Genomic DNA, 17,201 nt, shown 5'->3' with positions numbered 1-17,201 from the left:
AATTATAGGCTAACAGGTCAACTCAAGCCTGCGTCAGCCAAGTCGTATCCAAATAATCAATCCTCGCAAAAGGACTCAAAGCCGCTAAAACCTGCTGTCCGTAACTGCGGTGAATCACCCTGCTGTCGAAAATCGCCACCACCCCTTGACGTTCTCGCACCGGCGCGATCGCCCGCTGCAACTCATTCAGCGCCGCCGGCAGCAAATACAACCGAAACCAATCCTTGCGCCGTTCCTTATAATAAGCCACACGCGCCGTCACCAAAGGATTCTCCAAAGAAGGTAGCGGCAAAGTTGCGATCGCCAGCAAGTGAGGCGCCCTCAATTCCCCCTGATGTTCCCGCCAAAACTCCCACCCAGTCACCAAAATCGCATTCTCGCCCACATCTGTTTTTTCTACCTGCACGCGAGAACCGAACTCAGCAGCTAAAATCGCCGCCAGCCTTGCCTTCAGCGGTACATCACCAACAATCAGCACCGTTAAACCCGCCACCGACGCGCTCATCAACAGCAAAGTCCGAATTTCTTCAATTAAAACACCCTGAAATTCCGGCGTATTCGGCAGCGGCAGCCAGTTGGGAATGTACAGTTGAATTAATTCGCTTTGTCGATCGGGCGAAAACTTAACGCTCGTCAATTCTGGCAGTCCCAGCATTTGCCGGAAGATCGGAGCCTTCGGTTCCACATCCACCGCCCCCCCAATCAACACCACAGACTGACAATCCCAAATTTTGCTCAAAACCTCAGCCACCTGCACCGGCGCGCAGAACAGAGAAAATGACCCAGCCTCCCGATGAATTTCCGCCCACCGCAGTGTTCCGTTTGCTTCCCACCGCTGCCAAAAATTGCTCCAAGCAGCCGGAATCAGCGAATTCCGTTCGATCCTTTCAAACAGCCCCTCCAAAATATTTTGCTCTGCCGTTTCCAGCAAATAGCACTCCTCTGGTTTCGCCGGATGCCGAAAGAAAGCCCGCGTTAGCATTACCCGCCCTTGGAGGATTGCATCGGCTTCCAAAGGCTGAGATTGCATTAAATCATTCCAGTCAGCAGGTTGCAAACACGCCGTCAATTGCTGGCGCGTCCAAACTTCCAAGTCATCCACACCGTCAATAATTGTCGGAATATTCCTGTGTAGTTCCGAATTCCCCGCCAAGCGAGCCGCCAGCCAAGACTCTGGATCTGCTAGCATCAATCCTCGTCCAGTGGCATTATCCGAATAAGTCTCGATCGACCCCTCTGTTTCCAGCCACTCTTGCAAACGCGGAATTTCCACTGCTCTCAAATGCTCAATCAGCGGTGTCGGCGCCACTAAAATCACAGGCTCCGGCCACATCAAAATCGGCATCAAATAGCTGACTCGATACCGCTGTCGGTAAGCTCCAGCGGGAAGCCCTGTTTGAATTAGAGCGCTGCGCCCCAAGCGCAAAGCCCGCGCCACGAGCCGCGCCATCGTTAAATGGTGTGGCCAGTGCGGCTCGGAGTTCGATCGCAGGAAGCGGAGCAATGAGTTGTGGACTTCTACCTCAATCAATCGGTTTTACACTTGAGATTTATCAATCAAGATAATCAAAACTTGCCAGAAAATCAACTAATTTTTCACCTGCGGGCAACAGGAATTTACTCTCATGATTATTTCCACCTCGCCGACCAAAATCCTGGTGACACTGCACGGTCAAACTCTTTTCCCCTGAACTAATTAAAATAGTTTGGGTAGGTGACTCAAAAAAATTTGTTTCCTGACTAATAATTAATTTATTTGAGATCAAATTTCTCAATTCATGTAACTTATTTCTAGCTGCACTCAAGGCTTGAGTCAATTGCACCATTCGTTTTTTATCCAAATTTTGACTTTCGATAGTTTTGCCGAGAGCCATAATATTTTTTTGAGTTTGTACAGCATCCTTAAAAGGAAGAATCGCTAAAAAAGCTGCTGGCAATAAATGTTCATCGCTATCAAATCTAAAAGTGAGAGTTGTCCGGCGGTAGCCCACTTCAATATTGGGAGGACAGCTCATTGCTGGGTAATGCTGAGCTATTTCGCTGTAAGCTGTTGCTAAAGTGCTGTTTGCTGAGTAGTCTAAAAGTGCGTCAACCACAATTCGTACTAACCCCGGCGTGTGATTTAAAAATTTTCTCGCTTCTGAGGGCGAATTGAATTGTTTAATCTGAGTGCGATCGCCGGTGGGGCTGAGGTCAACCCACTGGCAAGTAATATCATCTGCAATGATGCCAAACCTGGGAACCAAATAGAGTTTTGCTCCTGTTAAAGTTGCCCCCCTCAAATCAGCGCCCACCCAATCTGCATCAATAAAATTAGTTTCTGTCAAATCAGCGTGAACCAAACTAGCATTGGCTAAATTAGTATTACTTAAATCTGCTCCGTTGAGGTTGGCTCCGCTCAATTTCGCATCGCTCAAATCGGCACCGTTGAGGTTAGCTCCTGTCAAATTCGCCCATTTGAGGTTAGCTCCGCTCAAATTGGCACTGCTGAGATTCACTTGTTGCAAAGAAGCTTGTCTCAAATCTGCATTGCTAAAATTGACCCCATTGAGCTCTGCTTTAGTCAGATCCGTCCCGTGCAAGTTAGCTTCTTGAAAGTTAGCTGAAACAGCCGAAGCACCTCTGAGATTTGCACCGGAAAGATTTGCACCGCACAGATTAGCTTGCGTCAGTTTTACCTCTCTTAAATCTGCTTCAGTTAGGTTTGCGCCGCTGAAGTTAGTTTTGCTGAGTTTGCAGCGGACTAATTCGCTTCTAATTAGAGATGCTCCGATTAATTGAGCTGCACTTAAATCTGCTCTCACTAAGTTTGCTACGTTGAGAGTAGCCCCGTTTAAGATTGCCCGCGAGAGATTGGTGCTGCTGAGTCTAGCCACATTCAGGTTAGCTTCGCTCAAGTTAGCTTCGCTCAAGTTAGCGCCGCTGATGTTAGTGACAAATAAGCTAGCCCGCGTTAAAATTGATTCGCTGAGGTTAATGCGGCTGAGATTAGCTTCATTCAAGTTGATTCCTGTGAAATCTCTGTCGCCTTCTGTGTATCTTTTGACGAGTGCAAATCTTTTGAGAAGTTCTTCAGCTTCCATTTCTTTTACCTGACTGAAAGGGCAATCGGCTAATTTTTATATGGCATGAATAGAAATTATCTCAAATTAATTTATAGTATTTACTCGCCGATCTGATAAAAGCTTTTGACAAACTCAACCACCGTATTTAGCGGCGGGGTTGTGAATCTTTGGGCTTTAATTGCAGGACCGATCGAGGTTTTGGTGACTCCTGGCAAATTTGTCAAGTTTCTGCCAAAGTCTGGGTGATAATGAACCATCAAACTGTCGCCGCTGGAATTAGCCAGTACAGTTTGGGTAGGCGATTGAAAAAAACTCGATACCGATTCGCGATCGAGGCGAACCGGCTGAATTTTCATTTCCCCTATTTTTCTAATTGTTTTGGTCAGGGTCACGTTCAATTGCACTACCAGATTAGAGACTCTGACGCCCAGGCTATTACCGCTTTGGGGTTGAATCATCTTGATCAGAGTAATGAGATTTTTCTGAGTAAATGCCGCGTCGCTAAAGGGAATAATGGCCACGAAAGCTGTGAGAAAGAGTTGGTCGTCCTGGTCTATTCTAAATGAGATGATTGTGCGTCGCGAATTAACTTCTATGCTGGGAGGATGGCTCAAACCCGAGTATTGACGGGCAATTTGGCGGTAGGTAGCTGCGAGGATAAAGTTAGCGTCGGGATCTAGGGGTCGATCGACAATAATTTGAACTGTCGGCGGTGTAGCGTTGAAAAACCTTTGAGATTCTTCTGGGGTAAAGCGCTGAATATGGCTGCGATCGCCGTTAGGACTGAGGTCAACCCAATCGCAGGTAATGTCATCTGCTTTGAGATCGAACCTGGACACCGCGTAAATTTTTGCCCCCGTCAGGGCCGCCCCCGTCAAATCTGCGCCCACCCAATCAGCATGAATCAAATTCGCTTGAGTCAAATCCGCGTGTACCAGAGTAGCGTTCAACAGGTTGACATTGTTCAAATTTGCCCCGTACAAGTTTGCCCCGCTCAATCTCGCTTCGTCGAGGTCAGCGCCCGTCAGGTTCGCCCCGCTGAGGTCAGCCCACCGGAGATTAGCGCCTCGCAAGTCTGCCCCGCTGAGGTTTGCCTGAGAAAGATTAGCTTGTCTGAGTTCGGCATTGCAGAGGTTGACTCCTCGCAAGTCTGCCCTGCTGAGGTCGGCTCTGTGCAAGTTGGCCCGTTCCAAGTTGGCCACTGTCAGACAAGCGCCTCTCAGGTGAGCCCCGCTGAGGTCAGCTTGCTCTAGATTGGCTTCTCTGAGGGTTGCTTCTCTCAAATCTGCTTCGCTGAGGTTGGCACCGCTCAAATTTGCACCGCTGAGGTTGGCTCGAATCAGTTCGGATCTGATCATTGTAGCTTCGACGAGTTGGGCTTCGCGGAGGTCGGCTCGAATCAAGTTAGCTACGTTGAGGATAGCGCCGCTGAGGTTGGCTTTGTGGAGATTGGTACCGCTGAGTCTGGCAACATTGAGTTTGGCTTTTCTCATGTTGGCGTTTGACAAATTGCTGCCGCTCATGTTGGTGAGGCTCAAGATTGCCTCGCTGAAATTAGCCCCGCTGAGATCGATCCTGCTGAGATTTGCCTCGCAAAGGAGGATGGCAGTAAAGTCTCTTTCTCCTGCTGTATATTTGGCGATGAGTTCTTCGGCGTCCATGCTTTTGACTTTCCCTGATGTGTTAGCTAGAACAAAGCTTTGTTATGCCAACCTTTAAAATAGAATAAGCATTTTTTGTAACTAGATGCAATATGCTTAGACATCTATATTGTGGAAGCCTTTTATAAAATCCAAAATGCTAGTGATATTAGCTTGACCCAATTTTGTGCTTTCGGCTAACTTGCCTGGGCTTGAGTTGTTCGGATCGTATTTTTTAATCAGGCGCTTGCCGAAGGCTGGGTGGTGATATACGCTGAGTCTTTGGTCGCGGGAATTAATTAAGATCATCTGTGTAGGAATTTGAAAAAAATTGATGCTTTCGCCGATTTTTGGAAAAGAGCTGGAAATTTTGATTTGGTCTACCTTGCTAATAGCTTGGTTGAGAGCTTTGCTGCATAACTGGACGTGTTTGGATTCTTTGACGTTAAGTTTGCCTGCATCGTGAGATTGAATCATTTTCATCAAAGCAATCAGGTTTTTTTGAGTTGTGGCGGCGTCATTAAAAGGAATGATCGCAACGTAAGCGGTCGCAAATAATTTATCGTCGCTGTCCATTTTAAAGGCGAGTACGGTGCGCCTGGAGCTGACTTCGATCGTGGGCGGCTGGCTTAAACTCGGGTATTGTTGGGCAATTTGGTAATAAGTTGCAGCTAGGGCAAAATGAGCGCCTTGGTCTAAGGGCGAGTCAATCACAATCCGAACAGTGGGCAAGGTTTCGTGAAAAAAGTCGTGGGTTCCTCCAGAGTTCAACCAGTAAATTTGGCTGTGGTCGCCGTTGGGGCTCAAATCGACCCACTTGCAGGTCATGCCTTCGGTTTTGATGCCGAGCCGCGAAACTGCGTGGAGTTTGGCTCCGGTTAAGGTGGCTCCGGTTAAGTCGGCTCCAATCCAGTCGGCGCGGATGAGATAGGCATTTGACAGGTCGGCGTGAACTAAACTGGCATTGAGCAAGTTGGCGTGGCAAAGGTCGGCTCGGCTGAGGTCGGCCCCGCTCAATTTGGCTTCGCTGAGGTCGGCCCACCGCAGGTTGCAGCCGCTGAGGATGGCCCAGCGCAAATTGACGCCGCTGAGGTCGGCTCCGCTGAGTACGGCTTGAGTGAGGTTGGCTTGTCGCAGTTCTGTGCCTCGCAGGTCTGCGCCGCTGAGGTCGGCTCGGCTGAGGTCGGCACCTTGCAGGTTGGCTTGTTCGAGGTTGGCTTCTGTCAAGGACGCGCCACTGAGGTGAGCGCCTCGAAGGTTGGCACCGCTGAGGTTGGCTCCTCGGAGGGTGGCTTCGGTGAGGGTGGCTCCGCTGAGGTTGGCTCCGCTGAGGTTAGCGCCGCTGAGCTCGGCTCGAATTAACTCGGCTCTGATCAGTTTGGCTCCTACGAGTATGGCTTTTTTGAGGTCAACTCGGACTAGGTAGGCGACGTTGAGGTCGGCGTCGGTGAGGTCGGCGCCGCCTAGATGGGCGCCGCTGAGTCTGGCGATGTTGAGTTTGGCACCTGTGAGGTTGGTTTTGCTGAGGTTGGCTCCGCTGAGGTTTGCTACACTCAGATTCGCACCCTTGAGGTTGGCTCCGCTCAAGTTGACGCCGCTGAGGTTGGCCTCAGTCAGGTTGATTCCGGCAAAGTTTCTTTCTCCGGCGGCATATTGTTTCAGGAGTTCCTCGACTGTCATGGGGGCGGCACCGTATCAAATATCCCCATTTTATTGCTATGAATATCGGTATTGTAGGACTGGGTTTAATTGGCGGCTCGATCGGCCTGGATTTGCGATTGCGCGGGTTTAATGTTTTTGGGGTTTCGAGTCGGCAGCAGACTTGCTCTCGGGCGCAAGCTCGCGGTGTTGTCAATGAAGCCAGCATACACCTGTCTCTAATGGCAGCAGCCGATGTGGTTTTTATTTGCACGCCGCTCTTGTCGATCGAGCCGATCGTCCGAGAGTTGGTGCCCTATCTTTCCCGGGATACTATTGTAACGGATGTAGGTTCCGTAAAAACACCTATAGTGCAGGCTGTGTCTTCTCTGTGGCCGAACTTTGTAGGGGGACACCCGATGGCGGGGACTGCTGAAAGCGGAATCGAGGCGGCGATGCCGGATTTATTTGTGGGCCGGCCTTACGTGGTGACGCCGACTGCCCAGACGCCGGCGCTGGCGGTGGATCGGGTTGAGGAAATTGCGCGGTTGCTGGGTGCTAAAGTTTACCGATGTGAGCCGGAAGAACACGATCGAGCTGTGGCTTGGATTTCTCATTTGCCGCTAATGGCAAGCGCGACGCTGGTTGCTGCCTGCGATCGAGAGGGCGATCGGCATATTGTTAATTTAGCCCAACATTTGGCGAGTTCTGGTTTTCGGGATACGAGCCGGGTTGGCGGCGGCAATCCCGAGCTGGGAGTGATGGTGGCAAAGTACAATCGAGAGGAATTGTTGCGATCGCTCTCTATTTACCGCGACAGTCTCGACGAGTTCATCAGCGATATCGCAGCCGAAAATTGGCAAGCTCTGGAACACAAGCTGAAGCTGACTCAACAAACGAGACAGAATTACAAGTTGTGAGCCAAAAATTACTTAAAACAGTCCCCGTCTCGATTATGATTTGTGGATGCCTGTATATTGAGTTTTAATGTACACTTATTCTCGACTCAAGCGATTTTTACTGGGTGAATCTCTCCCCACCAGCGCATCTATTCATGAACGGCTGAGCAACGCTACAGGACTAGCTGTTCTGGCTTCCGATGCACTTTCGTCTGTTGCCTACGCTACTCAAGAAACTCTGCTGGTGCTATTACTAGCGGGGAGTAGCAGTTTGAGTTTATCGCTGCCTATTTCTGCAATTATTATTTTACTGTTGGCGATCGTGGCGCTGTCTTACCGACAGACAATTAAAGCGTACCCCAACGGCGGTGGCGCTTACATTGTGGCGCGAGAAAACTTAGGTATTTATCCCGGTTTGATCGCGGCAGCTTCGCTGATGATTGATTACATTTTAACTGTAACAGTCAGTATTTCGGCTGGGGTGGCGGCCTTGACTTCAGCAGTTCCCTCGCTGCACCCCTACACAGTTGAACTGTGCTTAGTTTTTATTGTCCTAATCATGTTTGCCAATCTCAGGGGATTGCGGGAATCAGGTAATATATTTATGGTTCCCACCTATGCGTTTCTCGTTGGCATTTTTGTTTTGATTGGCTGCGGTTTATTCCAACAGGCAACAGGTAATGTTATGCCGACATTACAAAATATTCCAGCTAAGGAACCTTTGGGATTATTTCTGCTGGCGCGGGCTTTTGCGGCGGGCTGTACAGCGCTGACTGGAGTTGAAGCCATATCAGACGGGGTGTTGGCTTTTAAGCCTCCTGAATGGAAGAATGCGCGCCTGACTTTGAGCTATATGGGGGGAATTCTGGGAGCGATGTTCTTGGGGATTAGTTACTTGGCTCATATTTATCAGGTGATTCCTACAGAACATGAAACGCTCCTTTCTGTATTGGGAAAACAGATTTTTGGTGTCGGTATATTTTATTACTATTTGCAGGCAGCAACTCTGTTAATTTTGCTGTTGGCGGCGAATACGAGTTATGCTGATTTTCCGCGACTTTGTTATTTTTTGGCGCGGGACGGGTTTTTGCCGAGGCAATTGTCGCTGTTGGGCGATCGCCTGGTTTATTCTAATGGGATTAATCTGCTAAGCTTCTGCGCTGCTCTTTTAATTATCATCTTTCGAGGCAATACGAGCGCGGTGCTTCCCCTGTATGCGGTTGGAGTTTTCACTTCTTTTACTCTCTCCCAATCGGGAATGGTAATTCACTGGTTTAAGGAACGAGGTAAAGGTTGGCAAGTTAGTGCTGTGATGAACGGTATTGGTGCAGTGGCAACAACGGGAGTTTTGGGTGTAATTCTCGCTACAAAATTCCTTTTGGGAGCTTGGGTTGTCGTAGTAACTATTCCGATCGCAGTCAGTCTATTTTTAGCTATTCACCGACACTATCGGTATGTAGCGGCTCGCTTGAGCATTCAGGGAATAGAACCGAGGTCTTATCTTCGCAGACCTAGAGTTAAGACGGTGACACATCCGGCAGTGGTGTTAGTCGGGCAGTTGCACCGAGGAACTTTCGAGGCCCTCGATTACGCTCGTTTAATTGCTGATGAAGTTGTGGCAGTTCACGTGGATATTGGTTTGACCGATAGAGAAAAATTACAATTAGCTTGGAAAGATTTGCAGTCTGATATTCCTTTGGAAATTCTGGACTCGCCTTACCGTTCTGTTGGTTCGGCTTTGACACACTTTTTGGCTTTGTTTGAAGAGCAGCGACCGGGAGTATATTTAACACTGATCATTCCGGCTTTTGTGACGCGAAATTGGTGGGAGGGACTGCTGCACAATCAAACTGCTTTCTTTTTGAAAGCGGCTTTGCGGGCTAAAAAAAGTCGGGTGGTAACAACGGTTAGATATTATCTGTAAACTATGAAAACTGGAATTATTTAGGAGATGCTGGGAAAAGAAACCGGGTTTCTGACAAAAATTATGTGTGTTTGCCAAGGATCTAAGCAGAAACCCGGTTTCTGATACTCGCTGGGAAAAGAAACCGGGTTTCTGACAAAAATTATGTGTGTTTGCCAAGGATCTAAGCAGAAACCGGGTTTCTGATACTCGCTGGAAGTTGACAGATAAAAAATAATGTGCCAGGATCGATATAAGTAGAAAAGTTGCCTTCAACTTGTCTCTGAAAAGATTGCGGCTGCTGAACCCAAGTCTTTTGTTCCCTAAAAAATCTCTTCAACTCTTGGGGGTTGCATAGCAACCCGCAACAGACTATTTATGCAGCAGCCAAAAAAATTGAACAGGCTTTTGCGAGCTTTGTCTCGGCAAGGTCTTGATGTTAGTTACAACAACAAAGTCTACTCTATTTCTCTCAATAGTTTTTTGAATGAACACTGGCAAGATGCCAGTGCCACAACAGAACTCAATAGTTCTTTAAATGAACGCTGGCAAGATGCCAGTGCCACAACAGAACTCAATAGTTCTTTGAATGAACGCTGGCAAGATGCCAGTGCCACAACAGAACTCAATAGTTCTTTGAATGAACGCTGGCAAGATGCCATTGCCACAACAGCAGAAGTTTTGCTCCCAGAGAATTTTCCTGTGGAAGCAAAGGCCCTCAAACAGTTAGCAAGTTTGGCGAATGTTCGTCACCCTCAAGGTGGTTGCGTTTGTCGCGCTTGCGCTACTCCAGATTTCCATCCGGGGGATTCGGGGGTGGCGATCGGCTCTATTGTAGAAACAGCAGGAATGGTGATTCCGGCGGCTACCGGTTCCGATATCAACTGCGGGATGCGGTTGCACGTTGCGGATTTGTCGATCGAACAATTCCTCAGTCAGCGCGATCGATTTGTAGAATTGCTCAAAGGTGATTATTTCTTCGGTACTCGCGATGTCAGCATGACTGCAAAAACTGCTCGCGCGATGTTCCAACACGGGATTCCCGGATGGCTGGATGCTTTGCGGGACAAGCCAACCGGCAGCGCGGCTAATTCGGATTTCGAGCAGTTGGCGACAGAGTGCAATCGCATTTTCCTCGGCGGTTCCATGAATGGCGATATCAAATGGGCTCCCGAAGAATTAGTCCCAAAGGACGGCTTAGTCAGGGATGGCGGCTTAGGTACTATCGGCGGCGGCAATCACTTTGTCGAAATTCAAGTGGTTGAGGAAGTTATCGATCGAGCTACGGCTTATACTTGGGGAGTTCGATCGGGACAAATCGCTTTCATGATTCACTCAGGTTCGCGGAATGTCGGCAAATACATCGGCGGAATGTGGCGCGATCGAGCTTGCGACGCCTGGCCGAAAACTCTGAAATACCCTGAATCCAGGCTTTTTCCGCTGTCTGTCGAGGCAAATCCCGAACTTGTGAGCAGCTACCTGCAAGCGGAAGCAACAGCCGCTAACTACGGTTTTATCAACCGTTTGCTGCTAGCAGAACTTCTGCGCTGGCGTTTGCGGCAAGTTTTCGGCGATGTGGAAGCTCCCTTAGTATACGATTTGCCTCACAATATTACTTTAGCTGAAGGTGGTGGCTGGGTAACGCGCAAAGGCGCTTGTCCCGCACATTTGGGCCAGCCTGTAATTGTACCGGGTTCGATGGGCGCGCCCTCTTATTTGTTGGTTGGAAAAGGCAACGATCGATTTTTGCGATCGGCTTCTCACGGTGCAGGAAGGGCGCGATCGCGCTTCGATATGAGTCGCAAAGGTGTTGACAAAACTGACTCCACTTTGGGATTAACCGGCGTAGATTGCATTACCTTGCGCGAAGAACGCAGAATCGAAGAAGCACCGGCCGCTTACAAGCCAATTCAACCAGTAATTGACGTTCAGGTTGACGCGCAAATAGTTGGTGTAGTCGCTAAACTGAAGCCAGTGTTAACATTTAAAGCGTAGCCTGGGGCTATTTCTCGGTTTTCAAGAACTGGTGTCTAAACCAGACTGAAAGCCGATTCTAAAAGACAATTTCTTAGTTGTGGAACGGGTATCTTGCCCGTTTCTAAAGCTGTGAGAATAAGTGCAAAATCTAAAAATTGCCCAATTACCCCCAATCCTCAATTGTCACCAAATCCATCAAAACCTGTCCATCCCCTCAAGCGGCTGCTGAAGTACGGGCGCCGCTACCGCCTGAAAGCTTGGCTGGCAAGTACCTGTTCGCTGCTGAATAAATTCTTTGATTTAGCGCCGCCAGCATTAATCGGTATTGCCGTTGATGTGGTGGTGAAACAGCAAGATTCTATCCTCGCTCAGTGGGGCATAAAAGATGTCTTTTGGCAACTGGCAATTATCACTCTTTTGAGCGCGATTATTTGGACTTTGGAATCTGTTTTTGAATATGCCTATGATTATTTGTGGCGCAATTTGGCTCAGGATATCGAACACGATTTGCGTCTGGAAGCTTACAGCCATTTGCAGGAATTAGAATTAGCTTATTTTGAAGAACGCAGCACGGGCGGTTTGATTTCTATTCTGAATGATGATATCAATCAACTCGAACGTTTTTTGGACGACGGCGCTAATGAGATAATTCAGGTAATGACAACAGTTGTTGTGATTGGCGCGGCTTTTTTTGCTGCATCTCCTCTTGTTGCTGGGCTGTCAATGCTGCCGATACCTTTTATTATTTGGGGCTCGATCGCCTTTCAAAACCGCCTCGCTCCTCTCTATGCTGACGTGCGGGAAAAGGTGAGTTTTCTGAACGGGCAACTGTCGAATAATTTGATGGGAATTACTACTATTAAAAGTTTTACTTCCGAAGATTATGAAATTCAGCGCATCGAAACACAAAGCCAAGCTTACCGGCAAAGTAACCGACGGGCGATCGTACTTTCGGCAGCTTTTATTCCGCTGATTCGGGTTGTGATTTTCTTGGGGTTTATTGCAACACTATTTCTGGGCGGTTTGGAGGTGGTGGCGGGCCGATTGTCTGTGGGAACTTACAGCGTTTTGGTGTTTTTGACCCAGCGGTTGTTGTGGCCGCTGACTCGCCTGGGAAATACTCTGGATCAATACCAGCGCGCCATGGCTTCTACTAATCGGGTGATGAATTTGTTGGATACTCCGATCGCAATTCACACGGGTGATATTCGGCGGCCTGTTAGTTCGATTAAGGGTGAGTTGGAATTTAAAAATGTTACCTTTTCTTACAATCAAAGAAAGCCGATTTTGCAGTATTTTTCCCTGACTCTACCTGCCGGAAAAACTACTGCGATTGTTGGGGCTACTGGTTCGGGAAAGAGTACGCTGGTGAAACTCATCTTGAGGCTGTACGAGGTACAGCACGGCAATATTTATCTCGATGGTATAGAATTAAATAACCTGAATTTAAAAGATTTGCGCAGAGCGATCGGATTGGTGAGTCAAGATGTGTTTTTGTTTCACGGTACGGTGGCCGAAAATATTGCTTACGGCAGTTTTGAGGCCAGCAATCGAGAGATAGTAAATGCTGCGAAAATTGCGGAGGCTCACGAGTTTATCGCCCAATTGCCGGACGGTTACAACACTATTGTAGGGGAACGCGGTCAAAAATTGTCGGGGGGTCAGCGGCAGCGAATTGCAATTGCACGGGCTGTTTTGAAGAATCCGCCGATTTTGATTCTTGACGAAGCTACTTCAGCGGTGGATAACGAGACTGAGGCGGCAATTCAGCGATCGCTCGAACGAATTACCAAGAATCGCACTACAATTGCGATCGCCCACCGTCTTTCTACTGTCCGCAATGCCGATTGCATTTGTGTCATGGAAGAAGGGCTAGTGGTAGAATCGGGGCAGCACGAACAACTGATCGAACAGGACGGAATTTATGCGGCGCTCTGGCGCGTGCAATCTGGTATAAGATAGAAACGCAGCGGTTTTGGGAATTGGGAATTGGGAATTGGGAATTGGTAATATCATGTCTGGTAGTATTATAAGTATATGGGCAGGGCGGGTTTATGAGATAATTAGTTTGACACGTAAATTGTTGGTAAAACCCGCCCCAACGAGATCGAAAATTATCCGATAGCGAATCAACCAGACATGATATAGTTGGTAATTTGAATTCTAACTAATCACAACTGCCAACTGCCAACTGACTGTAAAATATTAGTTTATACAAACAAGAAGAGAAAATGTTTCTATTTGATAGCCCTGAGTCCAAACCCAACGAAAATAGCTGGAGCCGCAAGTTAGATAAATTCGTGAAAGCTAATCAACATGAATTGGCTGCTTTGGCTTGGGGGCTATTTCTGGAAAGGGGAGAGGAAAGCGAGGAGGTTTTAGCAATTGATATTGCAGAAACTGCGCGTTTTGTGTATTGTAAGAAAGAGGCGGTTGAAGAGTTGAACCGTCAAGTGAGAAGTCATATTCAGGAAGTTGTAGGTGTGTTGAACGCTCACAAGCCTGAGAAGGAAGTGGCGATTTTGGCGATCGGGGAAGGTCAAATTAAGTTGATTCTTTTTGAACCTAAGCCTGAACCTCCTGTTTGTTTTGAGGAAGCGGCAACAGATGTTGATACGTTGTTGGCTAAGCTGGAACAGCAGATGGTTGAATGTATGAAATAGGACTTATATCAAATCCGGTGGCATGATAATTGAGATTACTTACAGTCAGGAGACGGCAGTGCCGTTTACCTACAATTAATCCGGCGATGGTTGCATCTCTGATTGAGGAAGATTGATGATTTTGGGCTAGGGAAACCGCACTGTTGTTTCCTGGCTCTGGGTAATATTAATTCTGATGCTACCGGATTTGATATTATTATAAATATAAATATCAGAATAACCAGCAATCAAAATAACCAGGGGGCGGCGCATCGTCATGCAAAATTTGAGATCGCTCTAAATTAGCTACAGCTTCCGCCAATTCTGTACCTAATTTTACTTCCCGCGCTCTTTCTGTTAATGGAAATGAAAATTGATAGCCATCTTGCAAATATTTTGCCCTAGCAACAATCTCATTCTTCTCTAAAATAGCGCTGTTAGTACCAATCAAAACGCTGTTAATATTTTTCCACGGACACACGCACACCTGAGAAAACACGCTTTGAAAAGTCTTGATTTTTTCCGCATAAAACTCATCTCTTTGCAGCAGATTTACTAGCACAACTCCCTCCCTTGACAAGCGTTTTTCGCAGAGTTGATAAAATTCTTTGGTGGCCAGCCTGTGCGGAAAGTAGCCGTTGCCAAAAAATACGTCGGTCATGATGATATCGTACTGCATATCCGGTTTTTGCTGTTCCAGATACTCTCTGCCGTCTTGAATTGTCACACTCAGCCGATCGTCCAACTGCACCCCAAAACACTGTGTAGCTGCTTCGATCGCGATCGGATCGACATCCGCACATTCTATAACAGTTTCCGGCAAATAGTGGTGCAAAATTAAGGGAATTCTGCCGCCGCCAAAACCAGCTATATAGATTCTTTGAGGTTGGTTTTGCCACACTAAACCCAACATCATCGCCTGAGTATATTCAGACACTAGATATAAAGGATTGTTGAAATCGAATACAGATTGCAGTAAATCTGTTTGCTGATTTACTTTTTCTACTAAAGATAGCTTAATGTGCGATCGCTCTTTTGTGACTGCAACATAGTGAACACCAGACTCTTTGCAAAAAATAACTTTGTCTGGCTGTTGCTGCAGCCAAGCCAGCCGCTGTCGAATGGCAGCTAAATTCATAAGTTGCCAATTTTTGCGATCGTCAATCATTAATTTTAAATTTTAGAGTATTGGACGCACGGGCGGTCAGAAACCGGGTTTTTTACCAAAATCCTTCGTCTTAGCCCGCAGATTCAGAAAAAAACCCGGTTTCTTTGGTTTGATGCGTCCAAGACTATTTTATTCAGGAATTACTCAGAAACCGGGTTTGCAGTCAATTTTATTTTCTTTATTATTCAAAACCCAGAGAGAAATTAAGCAGACAGTATCTGTTTATATGCCACCAACTCCAAACCCGAAATCGAAAAATCCACTCTTTCCCAATCTTGTTTGTCACCTTCCAAATTTTCAAAGGCTGCCGAGGTGAGCAAAATCTCTCCCCGTTCCGCCAAATCCTCTCCCAGCTTGGATGCCAGATTAAATTCGGAACCGTACATATCCTCTCCTTCCAGCATCAAAACATCGCCACAGCCGATACCAATGCAGAGGTGAATATCCATTTCCGGCGGCAGTGTCGTGTTGACAGCCGCCGTGTGTTTCACAGAGTCGATCGCAGCTTCCACCGCCGATTTTACATCAGAAAAAACTGCAAAAATATTGTCTGCTTCCTCCTTAACTACAGTGCCACCGTATTCTGACATTATCGGTTTGACAATGCCGTGCATCCGGTGAATCATTGCCAAAAAATGAATAATTCCGTAGCGGACTGTCGTGCGCGAAAATCCCGACATATCCATTACTAAAATTGCGTAATTTTTGCGGAAAGTGGCATTAATTTTTTCATCAATTTCAGCCATTCTTTCGGGATGTTCGTTTCTTTCTTGCAGCAACTTTTCCAAGTAGGCGCGGTTATTTGTTTTCATTTCAGTTTATTTAATTTAATTCCCAATCGCGACACAGTTCTTGAGGGCGCCCAGCCGGATGAACTGCACAGTTTATCCCGTCCCTACCGTAATAATAATCGCAGACTTTGCAAGGTTTAGTTTGCTCTAATTTTTTCATCAAAATTGTCCGGATTGTCTGAACTCGGTTGCGATACTTGTTGGCATTCGAGTGACTCGGTTCAATTGCCAAAGCTTGCTCGAAAGCGGCTAAGCTGGAATCGTACAATTTAATAATTTGAGCGCTGTATTTTGTCCAAGCATCGGCATGGCTTTGATACAGTTCGACTGTACTTAAGTTTAAAATTCCGTATTCTGTCCAAGCGTCCGCTGAAGCTCGATCGAACTTAATATTGGCATTGAGCAAAACTTTTTTGATTGTTGCCAAAAGTTCCCTCGGCTGCCAAGGTTTGCTAACATAAGCCTCAGCGCGATCGATCGCCCTCGAAAATAAACTGAACTGCTGTCCCTTCCCTGTTAAAAATACGATCGGTATATTCCGAGTTTCGGGATTAGCTTTAATTAAACGGCAAACGCCGTAGCCGTCTAGACGGGGCATTATGACATCTAACAATACTAAATCTGGGCAATTTTTCTCAATTTTCGCCAGCGCTTCCACACCGTCAGATGCCTGAATTACATTCAATCCGCTGCATCTCAACTGATGTGAAATGCACTCCCGCTGGCTGCGGGAATCCTCCACCACCAAAACTGTACTCATCACTCCCCACTTGGTTTTTGAGGTAAACTTGTTCGCTGCTTCGAGTTGTCCTTGCTGAAATCAGTTTACCCGCATTGGGTAAATTTGCTATCACTGGCAAGCTAAATTAACTCAAATTGCAACAAATCTTAAAATCGGGAGCCAAGGTGATACTTATCAGAAAATGCTAGTTGCTAATACGCGGATAATTGTTGAAAGTTTGGGCGGCAAATATTCGGCTTTTAAGCCTTAATAACGGCAAATCGTACTGATGTCGGACGAAAACCTTGTTGAATTGCAACAGATAATCGGCTACTGTATACGTTAAAGTTCTTAAGGACGACAAATGAATAGATTGCTCCTCACTTTACTTGTAAGTCCGACGCTGTTTGGATCTTTGATGTCTTTAAGCGCGATCGCAAATCCCGCTCAAATTGGCGAAACACCAAGCCAATCGGCTGATTCGCCCCGCTGCGTGCGATCGCCCCACACTCAGCGCCTGACTTGCGTGCGGCTTCCTGGCAAGTCTCCTGCTGCGGCTTCTAAGCCGAGAATTAGTTGGCAGCGCCCGGGTGAAGAACAGGTGGCGATGCTGGATTTTTCGGAAGAAGAAAGCGATGAGGCGGTGGCGCTGTTTGGCTGCGACTGTCAGATGTGTATCAACTCGCTGCGGCAGTTGCGCGGTTTGCCGCCTCTGGATCTAGCTTCTTGAGGGCGATCCGACAGCATAGGAATGTCA

General features: G+C 47.3%; 13 protein-coding genes. 6 read left to right on the top strand and 7 right to left on the bottom strand.

What is annotated here, in order from left to right; translation table 11 throughout:
* Positions 1–22: 22 nt before the first annotated feature.
* The 4 genes from QUA99_RS01040 to QUA99_RS01025 form a co-directional block, all read right to left on the bottom strand.
* Positions 23–1,531 carry a helicase C-terminal domain-containing protein gene (locus QUA99_RS01040; protein WP_333234571.1) on the bottom strand — a complete coding sequence of 503 codons (1,509 nt, stop codon included), beginning with the start codon at positions 1,529–1,531 and terminating at the stop codon, positions 23–25.
* A gap of 22 nt (positions 1,532–1,553) precedes the next feature.
* Positions 1,554–3,083, bottom strand: coding sequence for a pentapeptide repeat-containing protein (locus QUA99_RS01035; RefSeq protein ID WP_333234570.1), 1,530 nt, complete (start codon positions 3,081–3,083; stop codon positions 1,554–1,556).
* 80 nt (positions 3,084–3,163) lie between these two features.
* Positions 3,164–4,726, bottom strand: a complete 1,563-nt coding sequence (locus tag QUA99_RS01030) for a pentapeptide repeat-containing protein (RefSeq protein ID WP_333234569.1) — start codon at positions 4,724–4,726, stop codon at positions 3,164–3,166.
* A 96-nt stretch (positions 4,727–4,822) separates the two neighbouring features.
* A complete protein-coding gene (locus tag QUA99_RS01025) occupies positions 4,823–6,385 on the bottom strand; it encodes a pentapeptide repeat-containing protein (protein WP_333234568.1) in 1,563 nt (520 codons plus the stop codon).
* Between the two features lie 38 nt (positions 6,386–6,423).
* Here QUA99_RS01025 and QUA99_RS01020 point away from each other — a divergent pair, with 38 nt between their 5' ends.
* The 5 genes from QUA99_RS01020 (at position 6,424) to ccmS (ending at position 13,785) form a co-directional block, all read left to right on the top strand.
* Positions 6,424–7,263: a prephenate/arogenate dehydrogenase gene (locus QUA99_RS01020; protein WP_333234567.1), complete on the top strand. Its 840-nt coding sequence runs from the start codon at positions 6,424–6,426 to the stop codon at positions 7,261–7,263.
* 67 nt (positions 7,264–7,330) lie between these two features.
* A complete protein-coding gene (locus tag QUA99_RS01015; RefSeq protein WP_333234566.1) occupies positions 7,331–9,166 on the top strand; it encodes an APC family permease in 1,836 nt (611 codons plus the stop codon).
* Positions 9,167–9,523: 357 nt separating this feature from the next.
* Complete coding sequence (locus QUA99_RS01010; RefSeq protein WP_333234565.1) at positions 9,524–11,140, top strand: RtcB family protein; 1,617 nt, start codon at positions 9,524–9,526, stop codon at positions 11,138–11,140.
* A 162-nt stretch (positions 11,141–11,302) separates the two neighbouring features.
* Positions 11,303–13,084: an ABC transporter ATP-binding protein gene (locus QUA99_RS01005; RefSeq protein ID WP_333234564.1), complete on the top strand. Its 1,782-nt coding sequence runs from the start codon at positions 11,303–11,305 to the stop codon at positions 13,082–13,084.
* 269 nt (positions 13,085–13,353) lie between these two features.
* Positions 13,354–13,785 (top strand): beta-carboxysome assembly chaperone CcmS, encoded by a 432-nt coding sequence (gene ccmS / locus QUA99_RS01000; protein ID WP_333234563.1) that lies wholly within the window; start codon positions 13,354–13,356, stop codon positions 13,783–13,785.
* 211 nt (positions 13,786–13,996) lie between these two features.
* Here the strand turns inward: ccmS and QUA99_RS00995 are convergent, their stop codons facing one another.
* The 3 genes from QUA99_RS00995 to QUA99_RS00985 all read right to left on the bottom strand — a co-directional run bounded on the left by QUA99_RS00995 (position 13,997) and on the right by QUA99_RS00985 (position 16,483).
* Positions 13,997–14,932, bottom strand: coding sequence for a fused MFS/spermidine synthase (locus tag QUA99_RS00995; protein ID WP_333234562.1), 936 nt, complete (start codon positions 14,930–14,932; stop codon positions 13,997–13,999).
* A 203-nt stretch (positions 14,933–15,135) separates the two neighbouring features.
* A complete protein-coding gene (locus QUA99_RS00990) occupies positions 15,136–15,744 on the bottom strand; it encodes an adenylate/guanylate cyclase domain-containing protein (RefSeq protein WP_333234561.1) in 609 nt (202 codons plus the stop codon).
* Between the two features lie 10 nt (positions 15,745–15,754).
* The gene (locus tag QUA99_RS00985; protein WP_333234560.1) at positions 15,755–16,483 is read right to left on the bottom strand and encodes a response regulator; all 729 of its coding nucleotides are present in this window, start codon (positions 16,481–16,483) and stop codon (positions 15,755–15,757) included.
* 325 nt (positions 16,484–16,808) lie between these two features.
* Here QUA99_RS00985 and QUA99_RS00980 point away from each other — a divergent pair, with 325 nt between their 5' ends.
* Positions 16,809–17,174, top strand: coding sequence for a hypothetical protein (locus QUA99_RS00980; protein WP_333234559.1), 366 nt, complete (start codon positions 16,809–16,811; stop codon positions 17,172–17,174).
* Positions 17,175–17,201 lie beyond the last annotated feature (27 nt).

Origin of the sequence: Microcoleus sp. F10-B2 (genome assembly GCF_036704965.1) — a bacterium.
Classification (GTDB): domain Bacteria; phylum Cyanobacteriota; class Cyanobacteriia; order Cyanobacteriales; family Microcoleaceae; genus Microcoleus.
The sequence above is the reverse complement of the archived record's forward strand: the minus strand, read 5'-3'. Positions and strand labels throughout refer to the sequence as shown.

Excerpts from the sequence above, each read along its gene's own strand:
- QUA99_RS00995 (WP_333234562.1), bottom strand. The coding sequence starts at position 14,932 with ATGATTGACGATCGCAAAAATTGGCAACTTATGAATTTAGCTGCCATT.
- QUA99_RS00990 (WP_333234561.1), bottom strand. The coding sequence starts at position 15,744 with ATGAAAACAAATAACCGCGCCTACTTGGAAAAGTTGCTGCAAGAAAGA.
- QUA99_RS01035 (WP_333234570.1), bottom strand. The coding sequence starts at position 3,083 with ATGGAAGCTGAAGAACTTCTCAAAAGATTTGCACTCGTCAAAAGATAC.
- QUA99_RS01020 (WP_333234567.1), top strand. The coding sequence starts at position 6,424 with ATGAATATCGGTATTGTAGGACTGGGTTTAATTGGCGGCTCGATCGGC.
- QUA99_RS00980 (WP_333234559.1), top strand. The coding sequence starts at position 16,809 with ATGAATAGATTGCTCCTCACTTTACTTGTAAGTCCGACGCTGTTTGGA.
- QUA99_RS01030 (WP_333234569.1), bottom strand. The coding sequence starts at position 4,726 with ATGGACGCCGAAGAACTCATCGCCAAATATACAGCAGGAGAAAGAGAC.
- QUA99_RS01025 (WP_333234568.1), bottom strand. The coding sequence starts at position 6,385 with ATGACAGTCGAGGAACTCCTGAAACAATATGCCGCCGGAGAAAGAAAC.
- ccmS (WP_333234563.1), top strand. The coding sequence starts at position 13,354 with ATGTTTCTATTTGATAGCCCTGAGTCCAAACCCAACGAAAATAGCTGG.
- QUA99_RS00985 (WP_333234560.1), bottom strand. The coding sequence starts at position 16,483 with ATGAGTACAGTTTTGGTGGTGGAGGATTCCCGCAGCCAGCGGGAGTGC.
- QUA99_RS01010 (WP_333234565.1), top strand. The coding sequence starts at position 9,524 with ATGCAGCAGCCAAAAAAATTGAACAGGCTTTTGCGAGCTTTGTCTCGG.
- QUA99_RS01015 (WP_333234566.1), top strand. The coding sequence starts at position 7,331 with ATGTACACTTATTCTCGACTCAAGCGATTTTTACTGGGTGAATCTCTC.